Raw genomic sequence first — 18,076 nt, forward strand, 5'->3', positions numbered from 1 at the left:
AGGACGGCATGGTCACCGCGATCGTGTTCATCAAGGCCGACGTCGCACGGATCCCGGAGGTCGCCGAGCAGGTGGCGGCGATCGAGGGCGTCAGCGAGGTGTACTCCGTGACCGGCGGGCTCGACCTGATCGCGCTGGTCCGGGTCGCGCGGCACGACGACCTGGCCACCGTCATCCCCGAGCACGTGAACCGGGTGCCCGGCGTACTGAGCACCGAGACGCACATCGCGTTCCGTGCGTACTCCAGCCACGATCTGGAGGCGGCCTTCAGCCTCGGTGAAACCGACGGTGTCTGAGCACCGGTCCGATCGGTCCGACTGACACGAGCTGAAGTTACGGTGAACACATGAACGTCCGGGGCCAGTTCCGTGCCGACAACGGCGTACTTCGTGCGTTTGCGCGTCGTACGTTCGAGCCGACCGCCGAGCGAGGACGCGGATGAGCAACCCGCCCGCCGGCTGGTACCCCGACCCCACCGGCCAGCCGAACATCATCCGCTTCTGGAACGGCGAGAAGTGGACCAACCAAACCGAACACGAAGACACCCACCGCGACCCGGCGCCTGACGACTCCCCCCAGCCCCCCTCGACCCCGGAACCCACCCAGGTCCGCCCGGCCCCAGAACCCACCCAGCCCGCCCCGGCCGCACCCCGGCAGGAGCCAGTTGCGCCCACGCCAGAGACCTTTGCGCCCGGGCAGGAGCCGGTCGCGCCTCGCCAGGAGACTGTTGCGCCCAGGCAGGAGCCCGTTGCTGCTCAGCCGGAGACGGTCGCGCCCAGGCAGGAGACCTCTGCGCCTCGGCAGGAGCCGGTTGTGTCTCGGCAGCAGTCGGCTGGTCCTGGGCTGCGGTCGGTGCAGGGGCCGCGCACGGGTACGCCGGTGTCTCAGCCGGAGGCTCAGTCGGAGCAGGCCGACGGTGGCGGGTGGTGGCAGCCGGCGCCCACTCCCCAACTGCGGAACGCGGCACCGACCGGTCAGTCTGACGGACCGCACCTGCGTGCAGTGACCCCAGAGGAGTCCGCTCAGGAGCAGGGGCCGACCCCAGCCGAGCGTGCACGCGCGACCTGGGGTGCGCCCGAGATCGCGCCCGCTCCCCCGGAGCACTGGACCCAACGCGAGGTCACGGACGAGCAGGAGCTCGTAGCGGCCCCCGAAGTACAGCCAGAGGAGCCGGCCGGCAACTGGACCCTCAAGCTCGCGCCAGAGCCGGCGGACGAGCCGACCGTCATCGCCCCAATCCAGCCAGCGGCCGAAGCGGACGCGGGTGCCGATTCGAGGGAGGGATGGTCTGACGTCAGTTGGACCGCACAACCGAGGTTCGCCCCGACCCCAAAGGAAGACGTCCAGGCGGCGAACGCCGACGTACAGGCAGCCGACACAGGCGAGGATGAGGTACCGGCCGCTGACGCGGCGGCTGGTGAGGCGGCGGCAGCTGACGTGGCTGCAGCTGACGGCGCTGCGGCTGACGTGCGGAGCCCGGAACTGCAGAACGCGGAGCTGGACGCGGATGCAGCTCAGACCGCTGCGCAACTGCAGCCGGACTGGGGCGATCAGTCGGACTCTCAGCAGTACCAGCAGGACCAGGCGAGTGATCAGCCGTCGTGGGGCGTCGAAGCCCAGGACGAGGACGACCTGCAAACACCGGAACAGACCACCGCCGCCCCACTCTGGTCAATGCCGCAGCCAGACGACGCCACCCAAGAACAACCAGTCTGGAACGCCACCCAGCCACCCGACCAAGTCCAACTCTGGGCCGACCAGCCGCAGAGCCCCGACCCCCAAAACCCCTACGGCCCAAACCAGAACTGGGGCACACCGCAGCCCGCACAGCCCGAGCAAACCTGGGGCACACCGCAGTCGGGTCAGCCAGAGCAGACCTGGGGCGCAGCGCAGTCCGGTCAGCCCGAGCAGAGCTGGGGCGCGGCGCAGGGTGGTCAGCAGGAGCAGGGTCAAGGTTGGGGTGCTGGGCAAGCCGAGCAGGGGCAGGCTTGGGGTGCGCAGCAGGGTGCGGCGGGGACCGACTCGCACGCGCAAGCCGGCGACAACGGCTGGGGTGTTGACGACCAGCACGGCGTAGAAGATTCGGGTCCGTGGGGTCAGCAGGCGACTGCCCAGACCCAGAACGGTCAGCACACCGGCGACGAGCCGTGGGGCGGACAGAGCTGGCCCGTCCAGCAGTCCGCGGACCAGCAGACCGACAACGGTTGGGGCGAAAGCCAGCAGACCGACAACGGTTGGGGCGAAAGCCAGCAAAGCGACAACGGCTGGGGCGAGAGCCAGCAGACGGCCTCGCCAAGCTGGGGTGCCACGCAGCAGAACGGCACTCAGTCGTGGACCGACGGTCAACAGAATGGCCAGCAGAACGGTCAGCAGGGCGATGGCGGATCCTGGGCCGGGGACCAGCAGCAAGGCTCCGGGCAGTCCTGGGGTGCTGGGCAGCAGACCGCGCCAGAGCAGTGGGCTCCTCAGCAGAACGCCGGCCAGCAGAACGGCGTACGGCAAGGCGGCGTACAGCAAGGGGCTGGTGGTCCGCAGGGTCTGCAGCAGGGTGGAGCCGGTGGTGGGCAGCAGGCTTGGGGGGAACAGCAGGGACCGCGTGCCTGGGGTGAGGACGGGAACGAGTCCTGGGGCGGGCAGACCGACCTCAGCACCGGCGTGGGCAAGCGGGAGAAGGGCCAGAAGAAGTCGAAGAGCCCTGGCGGTGGCGGCGGTGGGTTCGGTGCGAAACTGCCGTTGATTGTTGGCGGCGGGATCGCGCTCGTGCTGCTGATCGTGGCCGCCGTCTTCCTGATCACCAGGCCGGGTGACGACAAGAAGGCCGACCCGAACCCCACCGGCGCGACGCAGCCGACCGGTTCCCCAACGGGCCAGAGCAGCGCCAAGCCAGGCCAGTCGAAGAACCCGAAGCTGCACGAGGGTTCCGGCCGGATCTCGTCGGATGCGATCTCGTTCCCACGGAGGAACCCGCCGTGGTCGGACCGCAAGCGCCTGGTCCAGCAGTTGCTCAACTCCAGCGGGCAGCACATCGTCCTGCAGGAGAAGGTGAACGGCGGCGACGACTGGAGCGCGGACATCTTCGTCGGCGGTCTCGGTACCGGGTCGGGATTCAACGGCGACCCCAAGGCGACCGCGGCGAACCTGTCGGTCCAGCTGCGGACCGGCATGTACGGCAGCATCCCGGTGACGTACCGGACGATCGCGAACGGCGCGGTGAAGCGGACCGACAAGTCGGGCTGGTTCTTCCAGCAGAGCGTGACCGCGAAGTCGGCGGCCGTGACCGATCGAGTACTTACCCTGACGGTGGCCGTTTTCGACCTCGGTGACGGTACGGCGGTTGCCTACATCAGCGGCATCCCCAACAACCGCCCGGATCTGAAGGCGGCCGAGATCCAGGCCTACAAGGGAATCAACGTTGGCTGAGAACGAAGACCAGACGCCAGTCGAGCCAGGTCAAGCCGGGCGCAACGGCGAACCGCCTGCGGCACCGGGCACCCAACCGGGCACGCCAGGCGGTCCCGCTGCCGACGCCACCTCCGGCGACCCCCTGGCCGGCACTCCGCAGGCACCCCCCGCCCTGAACCCCACCCAAGGCCCAGGCCCTTCGGCCGGTTCGTCGGATGCCCTGTTCGGCCAGTCACCCGCGCCCGCACCCCCTCCCCCGCCGCCGACCCGCCCACAACACGCAGCCCAACAACAACCGCGGACCGCCCAACCCCCAGCCGCACAGCAGCCGGGACAGCAGCAACCGGGTCAAGCGGGATGGCAATCAGGCCCGCAGCAGCCAGGTCAGCAGCCGGCAGCTTCGCAGTCAGGTCAGCAGCAGCCCGGGCCGCAATCAGGTCCGCAGCACCAGCGGCCGCAGGCAGGTCAGCAACCGCAGCCGCCGCTGCAATCCGGACCACAACAGCAGCCAGGCTCGCAGTCGGCTCCGCAGCACCGAGGGCCGCAGTCGGGTCCGCGGCCCCAGCAAGGTCCCCAGCAGGCCGGCCCCCAACTGTGGGGAGCACAGCAACAACAGCAGTCGGGTCCCCAGCAGCCACAGCAGCAAGGCCCGCAACCAGCGCGCCCACAACACGCTGGCCCACAGGCAGGTCCGCAGTACGCCGGCCAGCAGCCAGGCCAACCGCAAACACAACCGGGCCGGCCCCAGCCGGGGCAAGGACAGGCAGGTCCGGCATGGTCCGGGCAACCGCAGCCAGGCCAGGGCCAACCGGTTCAGGGTCGGCATGGGCAGCCGGGGCAACAGCAGCAGCCTGGGCAGCAGCCCGCTGGTCCGATGTGGGGCGGGCAGCAGCAAGCCGGGCAGGGTCGGGGCGGGCAGCGGCAGGTTGGGTGGCAGACGCAAGAGGCGGGTCCGCAGCACGGTCGACCGCAGGTTGGTCAGCCGCAGCAGACCGGGGGCCCGGGGCAACAGTCCTTCGGACAGACGATCTCGCGCGCGACCGGGCAAGGCCCGGGCGCAGCTGGATCAGTCGCTGGGCAGGGTGTTGGGTCGTCGGCTGGATCAGTCGGTAGGCATGGTGGTGGGCCGGCGGCTGGGGGGCGGTTGCCTGGTGGGGATGGTGGGTCGGTCGGGGTTGGTGGGCGGGCTCGGATGATTGGGGCGATTGTGTTGGTGGTGGCGGCGCTCGCTACCACCGGGTTGAGTGTCGGCTGGATCTGGACGAAGGCGGACGCCGTCGTACCGGTCGCGTTGCCGTCGGGTGGGAAGTCGATCGAGACGGTCAGCCCGTCGGTGAAGCCGTCGGAGACGCCGACGCCGTTCGGCAAGGTGCTCGGCACCGAGATGGTTGCCTCGAACAACGACTCGATGCCGATCATGAGCTCGAAGTGGGGCAACACCGACGAGCGCGCCGGTCTGTGGGGCGGCGCCGCGATCTGGTTGACGATCCACACCAACTACGACGGCAAGGGCGGCAGCTGGGGCAACTTCACCGCCTTCGGTCAGCTCCCGCCGGACATCCCGTACAAGAACACCCCGGCCGGCCTCAAGGAGGCCGCGGTGCAGGTCGGTTCCCGCGCGATCGTGAACCTGTACGACAAGAACGCGAAGCTGATGCCCGGCACCACCCACAAGGTGATCACGGTCAACGGCCACACCGGCCACGAGATCGTTGCCAAGGTCATCGTCAAGGTGCCGAAGCTGCCGGAGACCTTCTCGACGGTGATGATCGCGGTGATCGACCGCGGCGACGGTACGGCGGATGTCTCGGTCGCCGACATCGCCGGCTCGACCCCTGCTTGGCAGAACGTCTGGCGCTACAAGGTCAGCCAGATCACGATCAACAAGTAGCAAAGGGCCGGCGGGGACACCCGCCGGCCCTCAACACGTCTAGCCGCGCACCTCGGCGCAAGCAGCGATCCACCGGTCCAGCTTCTCCTTCGCGGCCCCGGAGTCGATCGCCTCAGCCGCCCGGTCCATCCCGGCCCGGATCCGTGTCGTCACGCTGCCCTCTTCCGGCGTGTACGTCGCCAGCGCGGCCCCGGCGTTCAGCAGTACGACGTCCCGCACCGCCCCCGGCTCCCCGTCGACAAGCGCCCGTACGACCTTCGCGTTGTACGTCGCATCCGCGCCCCGGAGCGCGTCCGCCGACACCGGCTCGATCCCGAGCTCGCGCGGATCCAGCACGATCGGTCCTTCGACCTTCCCGCCGCCGACCGACCACACCTGGGAGGTCGTCCGCGTGGTCAGCTCGTCGAGACCGTCGTCACCGTGGAACACCAGCGCGTCGATCCCGCGCCGCGCGAGTACGCCGGCCACCAGTCCAGCGACCCGCCCGTCCGCGACGCCGACCGCCTGCGACGACGGGTCGCCCGGGTTCGCCAGCGGGCCGAGCAGGTTGAACGTCGTCGGTACGCCGAGCTCCCGCCGCGGCACCGCCGCATTCCGCAGCGCCGGGTGGAACGCGGACGCGAAGCAGAAGGTGATCCCGGCCCGCTCCGCCACCTCGGCGACCTGCGGCCCGGTCAGATCGAGCGGGATCCCCAGCTCTTCCAGTACGTCGGCCGCACCGCAGGCCGATGAGGCCGCGCGGTTGCCGTGCTTCACGACCTTCGCACCGGCGCCGGCCGCAACGATCGCGGACATCGTGCTGATGTTCACGGTGTGGGCTTGATCACCGCCGGTGCCGACGACGTCGAGCGTCCGGCCGGGGACGGTGATCCGGGCAGCGAACTCGCGCATGGTCGCGACCAGGCCCTCGACCTCGGTCACCGTTTCGCCCTTGGACCGCAGCGCGATGACAAACCCCGCCAGCTGGGCCGGCGACGCCGCCCCGGACAGGATCTGCTCCATCGCCCACGCGGTAGCCGAAGCCTCCAGATCCTCGTGCCGCAGCAGCGGACCGAGCACCTGGGGCCAGGTGTAGTCAGCCATTGCCTAGGCGGTGGTCGCAGGCAGCTTGTTCAGCCGCTGCCGGAGCAGGTCCGCGGTGACCTCGGCCGTGCGGACCGGGTCGATCGGGTGCGAGATGACGCCCTCGGCCCGGGACCAGGTCGCCAGCCAGGCGTCCTGCGGACGGCCGGTGATGATCATGATCGGCGGGCACTGGAAGATCTCGTCCTTCAGCTGCCGGGCGATGCCCATGCCGCCGGCCGGGACAGCCTCGCCGTCCAGGATGGCCAGGTCGATCCCGCCCTTGTCCATGGTCTTGATCACGGCCGGCTCGGTCGCGCACTCGACGTACTCGAGCTCGGGCAGATCGGCGGCCGGCCGCTTGCCGAGGGCCAGGCGGACGGACTCCCGCGTCGTACGGTCGTCGCTGTAGAGCAGCACCTTCAGCGGACGCTCTGAACTCATCGATCCATCCCAAGCTTGTTCAAAGAAGACTGGACAACCGGAATGCTACCGGGGTGCCTGTCCGGCCCGGCGAGCCTGTTCCTCCAACCGGTCCAGGCGCCGGTCTTCGCGGCGCGCCTCGCGCTGCGACTCACGCACCCACTGGACGAACAGTACGGCGAAGAACACCACGCCGATCAGGTCGCCGGAGCCCCAGAGCAGACCGCCCGCGATGTACTGGTCACGCAGTGGTGAGGGCGGCCAGGACCGCCCGAAACTCGTGTACCAGTCCTCGGCGATCAGCTTGTTCGCCGACATGATCGTGATGCCGAGGAACGCATGGAACGGCAGGGTCAGGAACGTCAGCATCAACCGGAACGGGTAGATCACCCGGCCCGGCACCGGGTCGATACCGAGCAGCGGCCAGAAGAACAGCGATCCGACCAGGATGAAGTGCATGTGGAGCAGGTCGTGCAGCACGGGCGAGTGCAGAGTCGCGTCGTACCAGCCGCTGAAGTAGAGCGCCCACGGGCTCAGGACGAACAGGGTGAAGCCGACCAGCGGGAAGCACAGCACCTTGGCGACCCGGGAATGCAATACGGAGAGCAACCATTTCCGCGGTCGTTGCGGCAGGGTCCGAAGTGCGAGCGTGACCGGCGCGCCGAGCGCGAGCATCAACGGCGTCAGCATCGACAGCACCATGTGCTGAGCCATGTGCACGCTGATCAGCACCGTGTCGTACGTGCCGAGCGCCGACTGGGTGGCGATCACGGCACTGCCGAGGCCGACTCCGACGAACGCGAACGTGCGGCCCTTGGACCACTTGTCACCCCGCTTTTTCAGCAGGTGGACGCCGTACAGATAGAGCCCGCCGAAGATGACGATCACACCGAGTAACACCGGTTCGAAGGTCCAGGCAGTCAGCAACCGGAGCGGCGTGAGCGGCTCGATCTGGTCGCCGGGTGTGGCGTGGAGGGGAAGCACGCTTCCACAGTAGAAACCATTAGTTGCCGACATGCATGGGGGTGGTCGTGTCAGTTGATACCAGGACCGACATAATGACCGCGTGGCCACTGCAACCGCGCTCCCAGCGTCTCGTGAACACGGACACCACGACCGTCCCAGCATGGTCAGTGTCGGCACGATCGTCTGGCTCTCGAGCGAACTGATGTTCTTCGCCGCCCTGTTCGCGGCGTACTTCACGATCCGGTCCGTGACGACCGCTGCCGCCGCTCCGGGTACGGAGAACTTGTGGCAGGTGTCGACGCAGCTCCTGGACGTCCCGTTCGCCTCGGTGAACACCTTCGTCCTGGTCGCGTCGTCGTTCACCTGCCAGGCCGGTGTGTTCGCCGCCGAGCACGGCAAGGTGGGCCGGGTCGGCTCGCTGGCGAACCCGCGCAACTGGGGTATGCGTGAGTGGTTCATCCTCACGTACCTGATGGGCGCGGTCTTCGTCGCCGGCCAGGTGACCGAGTACACCGGGCTGGTGCACGAGGGCCTGACGATCTCGTCCACGGCGTACGGATCGGTGTTCTACCTGGCGACCGGGTTCCACGCGCTCCACGTGACCGGCGGCCTCCTCGCTTTCCTGTTCGTCCTGGCCCGGACGTACATGGCTCGTAAGTTCACCCACGAACAGGCCGTCTCGGCGATCGTCGTGTCGTATTACTGGCACTTCGTCGACGTGGTCTGGATCGCCCTGTTCGCGACCATCTACCTGCTCAAATGAGTGAGAAGAGATCTTCCTTGTCACCGGCGCGCTTTCTCTCCGCGCGACGACGGCACCGGTCCGCCGGCCTCGTCGTGCTCCTGTTCGGCCTCCTGGCAGTGGGTTCGGCGTACGCCGCCTTCGCCCCTGACAACGCGGTGGCGGACAACTCGGCCCAGTCCCAGCAGATCGAAGAGGGCAAGAAGCTCTTCTCGGTCGGCTGCTCCAGCTGCCACGGCCTGAGCGCCGAGGGCGGCGGGAACGGCGCGGGCAAGATGGCCGGCCCGTCGCTGATCGGCGTCGGCGCCGCAGCGGTCGACTTCCAGGTCGGCACCGGCCGGATGCCCGCGATGCAGCCCGGTGCGCAGATCCCGCGCAAGGCCCCGGCGTACTCCGAGGCCGAGATCGAGGCCCTGGCCGCGTACGTCGCCTCGCTGGCCCCCGGCCCGGCCGTGCCGGCGTCGGACTCGTACGACGTGAGCAAGGCCACCGACGACCAGGTCACCCGCGGTGGCGAGCTGTTCCGCACCAACTGCACGGCCTGCCACAACTTCGCCGGCCGCGGTGGCGCACTGCCGAACGGCAAGTCCGCGCCGTCGCTGATGGGCGTCAGTGAGAAGCACATCTACGAAGCGATGCTGACCGGCCCGCAGCAGATGCCGGTCTTCTCCGACCAGGTCATGCAGCCGCAGGACAAGGCCGACATCATCGCCTACCTGAAGGCGCTGCAGGCACAGAAGGACCCGGGTGGCTTCGGCCTCGGCCGGCTCGGCCCGGTCTCGGAGGGTCTGTGGGGCTGGTTCGTCGGCATCGGTCTGCTGGTGTGCGTAGCGGTCTGGATCGGCGCCAAGGGCGTCAAGGCCAAGGGAGCGAAGGCCGAATGAGCGAAGAGAAGAACCTTCCCGCGGTGAAGGCCGAGGAAGCGCATGGTGCGGTCGAGGTCGCCGAGCCGATCCCGGACCCGGGACTGGAGCCGCACGAACCACGCATCACCGACATCGACCCGAAGGCGGCCGACCGGGTCGAGCGCCAGGTATCGACGATGTTCGGGCTGGCCACCGTGCTGGTGCTCGGCTCGTGTGTCGCGTACTTCGCGATTCCGCGGGACTCCACCCTGGTGTTCGGCCCGTTGTCCGGCAACGCGAACAACATGGTCATGGGCCTGTGCATCGGGCTGGCGCTGTTCCTGATCGGGGCCGGCGCGATCCAGTGGGCCAAGAAGCTGATGGTCGACGAGGAGATCTCCGAGGAGCGGCACGCCGCGCACTCCTCGCCGGAGCAGATCGCCGAGATCACCGAGGCGTTCAAGCAGGGCACCGCCGAGTCCGGCTTCGGCCGGCGCAAGATGATCCGCAACTCGCTGATCGGCGCCATGGGCGCTCTCGGGCTGCCGGCCATCGTGTTCCTCCGCGATCTCGGTCCGCTGCCGGGCCGGTCGCTGTACAACACGATCTGGGCGAAGGGCATCCGCGTCGTCAACGACGTCACGGACCGTCCGATCAAGCCGTCCGACCTGGTCGTCGGCCAGCTGGTCAACGCGGCGCCGGCCAACCTGGCCCCGCTGCAGGAGGAGAACCCGACCGAGTACCAGAACGCCAAGGCGAAGGCCTCGGTGATCGTGGTCCGGATCAAGCCGAGCGAGATCCGCACCAAGCCCGGCCGGGAGAACTGGGGCATCGACGGCATCCTGTGCTACTCGAAGATCTGCACCCACGTCGGTTGCCCGATCTCGCTGTACGAGCAGACCACGCACCACGTGCTCTGCCCGTGCCACCAGTCGACCTTCGACCTGTCCGACAGCGCCAAGGTCGTCTTCGGTCCTGCGGCCCGACCGCTGCCTCAGCTACCGTTGGCAGTGGACAGTGAGGGCTACCTGGTTGCGCAGAGCGGCTTCACCGAGCCGGTCGGCCCGAGCTTCTTCGAACGAGGGTGACAACAGTGTCAACAAGCACAGAGTTCCCTGGACCGGTCAAGTGGGTCGACGATCGCCTCGGCATCGCGAAGATCGGCAAGAAGAACCTGCGGAAGGTCTTCCCCGACCACTGGTCCTTCATGCTGGGCGAGATCGCGCTCTACAGCTTCATCATCCTGATCCTGACCGGCACCTTCCTGACCTTCTGGTTCAAGCCCTCGATGACCGAGGTCGAGTACCAGGGTTCGTACAGCCTGCTCAAGGGTCTGCACATGTCGGAGGCGTACGCCTCCACGCTGGACATCACCTTCGACGTCCGCGGCGGCTTGCTGGTCCGGCAGATCCACCACTGGGCGGCGGTTCTGTTCATCGCCGCGATGATGGTGCACCTGCTCCGGATGTTCTTCACCGGCGCGTTCCGCAAACCGCGTGAGCTGAACTGGCTGATCGGTTTCGGGATGCTGTTCCTCGGCATCATCGAGGGCTTCCTCGGCTACGGTCTGCCCGACGACCTGCTGTCCGGTACCGGTCTACGAATCACCAACGGCATGATCCAGGCCTCGCCCGTGATCGGCACGTACCTGAACTTCTTCATCTTCGGCGGTGAGTTCCCCGGCGACGACTTCGTCTCCAGATTCTTCATCGTCCATGTGCTGCTGATACCGGGGATAATTCTGGGCCTGGTGACGGCCCACCTCTTCCTGGTCGTTTACCACAAGCACACGCAGTACGCCGGTCCCGGCCGGACCCAGAAGAACGTGGTCGGCTACCCGCTGTTCCCGGTGTACACGGCCAAGGCCGGCGGCTTCTTCTTCGTCGTGTTCGGCATCACCGCGCTGATGGGCGCACTGATGCAGATCAACCCGGTCTGGCTGTACGGCCCGTACAACCCGGCCGAGGTGACCGCAGGTGCGCAGCCCGACTGGTACATGGGCTGGCTGGAAGGCTCGGTCCGAATATTCCCCGGCTTCGAGTCACACTTCTGGGGCATAACTCTGAGCTGGAACCTGCTCATACCGGCGCTGATCGTGCCACCTCTTTTCGTCACGGTGGTCGCGCTCTACCCGTTCATCGAGGGCTGGATCACCGGCGACAAACGTGAGCATCACCTGCTGGACCGGCCGCGGGACCAGCCGACCCGGACCGGTATCGGCGTCGCGTTCATCACCTTCTACGCGATGCTGTGGATCGGTGGTGGTAACGACCTGATCGCCACCCACTTCCACCTCTCGCTGAACAACGTGACCTGGTTCCTCCGGTTCGCGGTGATCCTCGGGCCGATCCTCGGCTTCTGGATCGCCCGCCGCTGGGCGATCTCGCTGCAGCGGGCCGATCGGGACCGGCTCCTGCACGGTCTGGAGACCGGCGTCATCGTGCGTGGCCCCGAGGGCAAGTACACCGAGAAGCACCAGCCGATCTCGACGTACGAGGCGTACTCGATCACCGCACGGGATCGGCAGGTGCCGTTCGAGATCGGTCCGGAGACCGACGACAACGGCGTCCGCGCACCGCGCCGGGCCCTGAACAAGGTCCGCGCCCGGCTGTCCCGGTTCTACTTCGCCGACGCAATCCAGAAGCCGACCGCTCAGGAACTCGAAGAGGCGCACGAGCACGCGCACGACTCCGACGAGATCCACGAGCTGACGGAAGACACCGAGACCTACCGAGAGGTCACCAGCGACCGCTCGTAAGGTTCAGCTCCAACCGAAGGGCCTCCGGCTTTCTGCCGGAGGCCCTTCGATCGCTTCGGCGACTGCGGTTAGGTAGTTGCCGACGATCGTCCGCTCTGCCGGGGTGAGGGAGCTCGTGACGGCGATGACGGGGTCCAGCAGCGGGCCGAAGAACTGCCAGCCGAGGTCTACGGCGGTGTCGGAGACCTGGAGGCGGGAGCTGCGGCCGTCTGTGCGGCTTCTGAGGCGTTCGACGTGGCCGGCGGACTCCAGGCGGTGGATGACGGCTGTGGTCGCCTGAGAGGTCATTCCAAGCTGCTGAGCGAGCCAACTAGGGGTCGCCTCGACTCCGGCACGCTCGGCGTCCAGGAGCCGCACCAGCGCCCGTACGTCGGTCCCGTGCAGCCCGGTCGTCCTGGCGAACTCCCCCACCGCCAACTCGAGCCGCAACGCGACCTCCCGCAGCCGATGCACCAACTCGAGCGCAGCCGCCCGTTCCGGATCCCCGGACATCACTCCTTCACGCATGCCCTCAATCTACCTCACTCAGTGAGCTATCCTCGGCACCATGACCTTCGACGAGGCGTACGACGCCCTCCTCGCTCGCTGGGGTGTCCCGGTGGAGCAGCTCGAGCTCACGGACGAGTTCGGTACGACGCATGTGAACGCCTGCGGTCCCGCCGACGGCCCGCCCGTCGTACTGCTGCCAGGACACGGCGCGACGTCGGCGGTGTGGTTCGCCGTCGCACCGCGGCTCGCCGAGCGTTACCGGGTCTACGCGATCGACGTGATCGTCGATGCAGGCCGCAGTACCAACACCGGACGCAAGCCCAAGACCCCGGCAGATCTGCATGCCTGGCTGACGAACGTGCTCGATGGTCTGGGGATCGAGCAGGCGGCGCTGTGCGCACACTCGTACGGCTCGTGGATCGCGCTGACCTTCACGATCGCGAACCCTGGCCGCGTGAACCGGCTCGCCCTGCTCGACCCGACCGACGGCTACCTCGGCCTGCGCGTCCCGTACATCCTCCGCGCCGTACCGAGCCTCCTCCGCCCGTCACGCAAGACCACGGAGTCCTTCCTCCGCTGGGAGACTCAGGGCCTCGCCGTCGACCCCCTGGTGCTCGAGCTGGCCGGCCTGGCCGCCGAGCAACCCTCAACGCCATTCGTCCGCACCAAGCGCCCCACCGACGCCCAGCTCCGCGCCCTCAGCCCTGCTCCCCTGGTCTTCATCGCCGGCCGCAGCAAAAGCCAAAACCCCGACCAACTCACCGCCCGCGTAACCACCCTCACCCCATCCGCAACCGTCGTACACCTCCCCAACGCAACCCACCACTCCCTCCCCACCCTCCACACAGACGAGATCCTCCCCGAACTCGAGAAGTACCTGGCCTGAACAAGACGCAACCCCTCCCCGCGAGCATGCGGGAAGGGGTTGCGCTTGACAGCTGATGGGTCAGGACAGGGCCGAGCCCTTCTTGTAGGCGGCCCAGGTGGTGTTCCAGTCGGTCCAGCCGTTGCCGGGCTCCATGTGCTTGGTGGTGCCGGTGACGGTGACGGGGTCGCCGCGCAGCGTCTGGTCGAAGAACCACTGGGCGTTCGCGAGGCTCATGCCGACGCAGCCGTGGCTGACGTTGGCGCTGCCCTGGGCGCCGCCGGACCACGGGGCGCCGTGGATGAACTCGCCGGAGCTGGTGACGCGCTGAGCCCACTTCACGTCGCTGATGTTGTAGTAGTTCGGGTCGCCCGGCTTGATGCCGATCGTCGCCGCGTCCATCCGCTTGGTGGTGAACTTCTCCATGATCACCTTCACGCCGCTGCGGGTGGTGAACCCGTCCTTGCCGGCGGTGATCGGGATGGTGCGGGCCAACTTGCCGTTGATCGTCACGGTCATCGAGTGCTTCTTGACGTTGACGTTGCTGACGACCGACTTGCCGATGCTGAAGGCGATCTTCCGGCTGGAGGTGCCCCAGGTGTTGTTACCGGCGTTGACGCCCTGCGTATCGATGTTCACCGACACCTTGGTGCCGGCCGGCCAGTAGTTCATCGGCCGGTAGTTCACCTGCTTGCTGTTCACCCAGTGCCAGGTACCGGTGACCGGGACCGAGGTGGTCACCTTCAGCCGCTTCTCGACCGCGGCGCGGTCCTTGACCGGGTTGTTCCAGTAGATCTGGATCGGCAGCGCGACGCCGACGGTCTCACCGTTCAGCGGGACGACCGAGGCCTTCAGGCTCTTGGTCGCCTTCAGCGTCTTGAACGTCGAGCTGATCGGCACAGTTCCGCCGTCGCTGCCCTCGGCCGAGCCGCTCACCGTGTACGACGCACCCGGCTTGAGGTTGTCCGTGGAAGTCCACTGGGTCTTTTCCGTGTTGAAGCTGCCGGCCACCTTGTCGCCGTCGTCGTCCTTCAGCGTGACCTCGGCCAGCTTGCCGGCCGTCGTGGTCACGGTCACCGGCTTGTCCGGCTGCACCGAGGACGCGCCCTTGGCGGGCACGACCGAGATGCTGGCCGCAGGCGTCTCCGACGGGGTCGTCGAGTCGCCCGGAGATGTCGAGGCGCCCGGAGAGCTGCTCTGCGACGTCGACGGGTTCGTCGTCGACTGACCGGTCGTTCCGCTGCCGTTGGCCTTCGTGTCGCTGCACGCCGTCACTGCCAGCAGCAGCGCGCAGATCCCCGCCACGGCAAGGCCGTGTTTCCTCACCGAACCGCTCACCATTCCCCAGCACTCCCCTGTTTAGTCAAACCGCGGTAAGGGTAACCTGCCGCAGCGACATTTCTTTGCACCGCATCGCCACCGAACTGGTACGGACCACAACGGTCCGTCCTCACATCACTCCTACAGACGCACGAAAACGCCGCCCGGTTCGTTCCCGGACGGCATTTTTCGTACGGCGCTCAACTAGTGAGCGTGGTCACCCCGGTAGTACTCGAAGATGAACCCGCTCAGCGTGACGATGCCGATCCCGACGCCGGCGATGAACAGCCACCAGCCGAAGACGATTCCGAGCACGACAACGGCCAGCGTCATCGCGCACCACAGCGGCCACCAGGAGTACGGCGGGAAGAAGCCGAGCTCGCCGGCTCCCTCGACGATCTCCGCTTCCTTGCGGTCCTCCGGCCGGGCGTCCATCCGGCGAGCGGTAACGCTCAGGTAGAACGCCACCAGCAGCGACAGGAAGAACGTCATCACCAGCGCGGTGGTACCGGTGGGGTCGTTCGACATCAGCCAGTAGATCGGCGTGACGACCACCACGAAAACGCTCAGGATCCCGAAGACCCAGGCTTCGACCTTCACGCCTTGTCCTTCCCCTCGGTCTCGCTATCGGCGATCTCCTCGAGATGCTCCACGCGACCCTGGTCCTCACCCGCGTCGAGCAGGTTGTCGGAGCCGGCCCGGTTGTCCGGGTACTCCGCCAGTGCGAGCTCGGCGTGGTGCAGGTCGAAGGCCGGCGACTCGGACCGGATCCGCGGCAGCTTCTCGAAGTTGTGCCGCGGCGGCGGCGAGCTGGTCGCCCACTCCAGCGAGCGTCCCCAGCCCCACGGGTCGTCGACACCGACCTTCGGCGACTTGCGCGACTTGTAGACGTTGTAGAAGAACGGCAGCATCGACATGCCCAGGATGAACGCGCCGATGCTCGACACCTCGTTGAGCGTGGTGAAGCCCTCGTTGGGGCCGTAGTCGGCGTACCGCCGGGGCATGCCCTCGACACCGAGCCAGTGCTGCACCAGGAACGTGGTGTGGAAGCCGATGAACAGCAGCCAGAAGTGCAGCTTGCCGAGCCGCTCGTCGAGCATCCGGCCGGTGAACTTCGGCCACCAGAAGTAGAACCCGGCGAACATCGCGAACACCACGGTCCCGAACACGACGTAGTGGAAGTGCGCGACCACGAAGTACGAGTCGGACAGCTGGTAGTCCAGGGCCGGCGAGGCCAGGATGATGCCGGTCAGACCGCCGAAGAGGAAGGTGGTCAAGAAGCCGACCGACCAGAGCATGGGGGTGTCGAACGACACCGACCCGCCCCAGATCGTGCCGATCCAGTTGAAGAACTTCACGCCGGTCGGTACTGCGATCAGGAACGTCATGAAGGAGAAGAACGGCAGGTTCACCGCACCGGTGACGAACATGTGGTGCGCCCAGACCGCCACCGAGAGGACCCCGATGCCCATGGTCGCGGCGACCAGACCGATGTAGCCGAAGACCGGCTTGCGGCTGAAGACCGGCAGGATCTCGGTGATGATGCCGAAGAACGGCAAGGCGATGATGTAGACCTCGGGATGCCCGAAGAACCAGAACAGGTGTTGCCACAGCAGTGGCCCGCCGTTCGCGGCATCGAAGACGTGCGCCCCCAGCGATCTATCCGCCTCCAGGACCAGCAGTGCACCAGCCAGGATCGGGAACGCGATCAGCACGAGGATCGACGTGACCAGGATGTTCCAGGTGAAGATCGGCATCCGGAACATCGTCATACCCGGAGCGCGCATCGTGATGATCGTCGTCACGAAGTTGACCGCACCGAGGATGGTGCCCAGACCGGCCATCCACAGACCCATGATCCACAGGTCGCCGCCGATGCCCGGCGAGCGGACCGCGTTCGACAGCGGGGCGTAGGCGAACCAGCCGAAGTCGGCCGCGCCGCCCGGGGTGAAGAAACCGCTGATCGTGATCAGGCCGCCGAACAGGAACAGCCAGTAGCTGAACATGTTCAGCCGCGGGAACGCGACGTCCGGGGCGCCGATCTGGATCGGCATGATCTCGTTCGCGAAGCCGACGAACAGCGGTGTCGCGAACAGCAGCAGCATGATCGTGCCGTGCATCGTGAAGAGCTGGTTGTAGACCTCTTCGTTCACGATCTGCAGGCCCGGTTTGGCCAGCTCGGCGCGGATGACCAGTGCCATCACGCCGGCGATCAGGAAGAACGCGAACGAGGTGATCAGGTACATGTGCCCGATGATCTTGTGGTCGGTGGTGGTGATCCACTTGACCAGGATCTGACCCTTGCTGCGCCGCCGCGGCAGTGCGGTGGTGCTACCGATGGCGCCGGTGCGCTCGGCGTAGTCGGTCACTTCTCGCCCTCCCCTGTACCGGGAATGGTGGTGGCGTCGGAGCCTCCGGTGGCGGCGCCGGTCTGGCCCTTGGCGGCCAACTCACGGAGGTGTGTGTCGTACTCGTCGCGGCTGACGACCTTGACGCTGAAGATCATCCGGCTGTGGTAGAGCCCGCAGAGCTCCGCGCACTTGCCCTCGAAGGTGCCGATCTTGGTCGGGGTCAGCTCGAACTTGTTGGTCCGGCCCGGGATGACGTCGAGCTTGAAGTAGAACGACGGCACCCAGAAGGAGTGGATGACGTCCGGCGAGGTCAGGTCGAACTGGACCGACTCGTTCACCGGCAGCCACAGGGTGGACGGCTTGTCCATGGTGCCGGTCTCCCAGACACCCTGCTGCCCGTCGACCGTGTCCTTGTAGTTGAAGGTCCACTGCCACTGCTGAGCCACCACGTTGACGGTGTGCTGCGAGTTGGCGCTCATCTTCGTGACCTGGTTGCCGTGCTCGACGGTGTAGAAGAACAGCACACCGATGATCGCGAACGGAGCCAGCGTGTAGAGCACCTCGAGCGGCAGGTTGTACCGCACCTGCCTCGGGGCCTCCTCGTTGCGCTTGCGGTACCGGACGCTGACCCACAGGATCAGGCCCCAGACCATCACGCCGACGATCAGGGCAGCGGTCCAGGCACCGATCCAGAGACTGCGGACAGCCTCGGTCCGGTCCGACGCGCCCTCGGGGAGACCGAGTCGTTTCCACTGCTCAGTGGTTTCCGACGAGCAACCGGTCAGCAGCAGGGTGCCGAGCACCACCGCCGTACCGACCAGCAGGCGTCGTTTCGCCGGACGTGTGGCGCCGGCAGAAACTGCCGAACGCTCCTCCACTCCGGGCGTGCCGTTCGAACCCACGGGGCGCCTTTCCCTTCCCAAGTGAGACTGACGACCAAACACTACTGGACACCTTTCGCG

17 protein-coding genes are annotated in these 18,076 nt (G+C 67.3%); 8 read left to right on the forward strand and 9 right to left on the reverse strand.

The features are described 5' to 3' along the window. The first annotated feature begins 8 nt into the window (after positions 1–8). Positions 9–296, forward strand: a complete 288-nt coding sequence (locus EV650_RS11180) for an Lrp/AsnC family transcriptional regulator (protein ID WP_134117976.1) — start codon at positions 9–11, stop codon at positions 294–296. Positions 297–438: 142 nt separating this feature from the next. Beyond that, positions 439–3,420 carry a hypothetical protein gene (locus EV650_RS11190; RefSeq protein WP_166677959.1) on the forward strand — a complete coding sequence of 994 codons (2,982 nt, stop codon included), beginning with the start codon at positions 439–441 and terminating at the stop codon, positions 3,418–3,420. A gap of 415 nt (positions 3,421–3,835) precedes the next feature. Here the strand turns inward: EV650_RS11190 and EV650_RS11195 are convergent, their stop codons facing one another. Continuing rightward, positions 3,836–4,411: a hypothetical protein gene (locus EV650_RS11195; protein WP_134117982.1), complete on the reverse strand. Its 576-nt coding sequence runs from the start codon at positions 4,409–4,411 to the stop codon at positions 3,836–3,838. 207 nt (positions 4,412–4,618) lie between these two features. Here EV650_RS11195 and EV650_RS11200 point away from each other — a divergent pair, with 207 nt between their 5' ends. After that, complete coding sequence (locus EV650_RS11200; RefSeq protein WP_238174142.1) at positions 4,619–5,293, forward strand: hypothetical protein; 675 nt, start codon at positions 4,619–4,621, stop codon at positions 5,291–5,293. Positions 5,294–5,332: 39 nt separating this feature from the next. On the opposite strand, the gene trpD is transcribed toward EV650_RS11200, so the two are convergent. Genes trpD through EV650_RS11215 form a run of 3 tightly spaced genes read right to left on the reverse strand, consistent with a single transcriptional unit; the run spans position 5,333 to position 7,762 of the window. After that, positions 5,333–6,376, reverse strand: a complete 1,044-nt coding sequence (gene trpD / locus EV650_RS11205; protein ID WP_134117986.1) for an anthranilate phosphoribosyltransferase — start codon at positions 6,374–6,376, stop codon at positions 5,333–5,335. A 3-nt stretch (positions 6,377–6,379) separates the two neighbouring features. Continuing rightward, on the reverse strand, positions 6,380–6,799 hold the full coding sequence (locus EV650_RS11210) for a response regulator (protein WP_134117988.1): 420 nt from the start codon (positions 6,797–6,799) through the stop codon (positions 6,380–6,382). Between the two features lie 45 nt (positions 6,800–6,844). After that, a complete protein-coding gene (locus EV650_RS11215) occupies positions 6,845–7,762 on the reverse strand; it encodes a cytochrome c oxidase assembly protein (protein ID WP_134117990.1) in 918 nt (305 codons plus the stop codon). An 82-nt stretch (positions 7,763–7,844) separates the two neighbouring features. Here EV650_RS11215 and ctaE point away from each other — a divergent pair, with 82 nt between their 5' ends. The 4 genes from ctaE to qcrB are packed head-to-tail and all read left to right on the forward strand — an operon-like array spanning position 7,845 to position 12,089. Then, the gene (gene ctaE, locus EV650_RS11220) at positions 7,845–8,507 is read left to right on the forward strand and encodes an aa3-type cytochrome oxidase subunit III (protein ID WP_134117992.1); all 663 of its coding nucleotides are present in this window, start codon (positions 7,845–7,847) and stop codon (positions 8,505–8,507) included. Further along, positions 8,504–9,370 (forward strand): cytochrome bc1 complex diheme cytochrome c subunit, encoded by an 867-nt coding sequence (gene qcrC, locus EV650_RS11225; protein WP_134117995.1) that lies wholly within the window; start codon positions 8,504–8,506, stop codon positions 9,368–9,370. The genes ctaE and qcrC overlap by 4 nt, the downstream gene beginning before the upstream one ends. Beyond that, positions 9,367–10,419 carry a cytochrome bc1 complex Rieske iron-sulfur subunit gene (gene qcrA / locus EV650_RS11230; protein ID WP_134117997.1) on the forward strand — a complete coding sequence of 351 codons (1,053 nt, stop codon included), beginning with the start codon at positions 9,367–9,369 and terminating at the stop codon, positions 10,417–10,419. The genes qcrC and qcrA overlap by 4 nt, the downstream gene beginning before the upstream one ends. Beyond that, positions 10,416–12,089, forward strand: coding sequence for a cytochrome bc1 complex cytochrome b subunit (qcrB, locus tag EV650_RS11235; protein ID WP_134117999.1), 1,674 nt, complete (start codon positions 10,416–10,418; stop codon positions 12,087–12,089). The genes qcrA and qcrB overlap by 4 nt, the downstream gene beginning before the upstream one ends. A gap of 3 nt (positions 12,090–12,092) precedes the next feature. On the opposite strand, the gene EV650_RS11240 is transcribed toward qcrB, so the two are convergent. Then, the gene (locus EV650_RS11240; protein WP_202874459.1) at positions 12,093–12,596 is read right to left on the reverse strand and encodes a MarR family winged helix-turn-helix transcriptional regulator; all 504 of its coding nucleotides are present in this window, start codon (positions 12,594–12,596) and stop codon (positions 12,093–12,095) included. Positions 12,597–12,636: 40 nt separating this feature from the next. Between EV650_RS11240 and EV650_RS11245 the strand changes: the two genes are divergently transcribed. Then, positions 12,637–13,464: an alpha/beta fold hydrolase gene (locus EV650_RS11245; RefSeq protein ID WP_134118001.1), complete on the forward strand. Its 828-nt coding sequence runs from the start codon at positions 12,637–12,639 to the stop codon at positions 13,462–13,464. Between the two features lie 60 nt (positions 13,465–13,524). Here the strand turns inward: EV650_RS11245 and EV650_RS11250 are convergent, their stop codons facing one another. From EV650_RS11250 to ctaC, 4 genes are all read right to left on the reverse strand, one after another. Beyond that, positions 13,525–14,769 carry a L,D-transpeptidase gene (locus EV650_RS11250; RefSeq protein WP_238174144.1) on the reverse strand — a complete coding sequence of 415 codons (1,245 nt, stop codon included), beginning with the start codon at positions 14,767–14,769 and terminating at the stop codon, positions 13,525–13,527. 198 nt (positions 14,770–14,967) lie between these two features. Next, positions 14,968–15,363, reverse strand: a complete 396-nt coding sequence (locus tag EV650_RS11255; protein WP_134118006.1) for a cytochrome c oxidase subunit 4 — start codon at positions 15,361–15,363, stop codon at positions 14,968–14,970. After that, the gene (ctaD, locus tag EV650_RS11260) at positions 15,360–17,102 is read right to left on the reverse strand and encodes an aa3-type cytochrome oxidase subunit I (protein ID WP_439648786.1); all 1,743 of its coding nucleotides are present in this window, start codon (positions 17,100–17,102) and stop codon (positions 15,360–15,362) included. The genes EV650_RS11255 and ctaD overlap by 4 nt, the downstream gene beginning before the upstream one ends. 26 nt (positions 17,103–17,128) lie before the next feature. Beyond that, positions 17,129–18,016 (reverse strand): aa3-type cytochrome oxidase subunit II, encoded by an 888-nt coding sequence (gene ctaC, locus EV650_RS11265; RefSeq protein ID WP_134118010.1) that lies wholly within the window; start codon positions 18,014–18,016, stop codon positions 17,129–17,131. Positions 18,017–18,076 lie beyond the last annotated feature (60 nt).

This window comes from Kribbella kalugense, from assembly GCF_004365875.1.
Classification (GTDB): domain Bacteria; phylum Actinomycetota; class Actinomycetes; order Propionibacteriales; family Kribbellaceae; genus Kribbella; species Kribbella kalugense.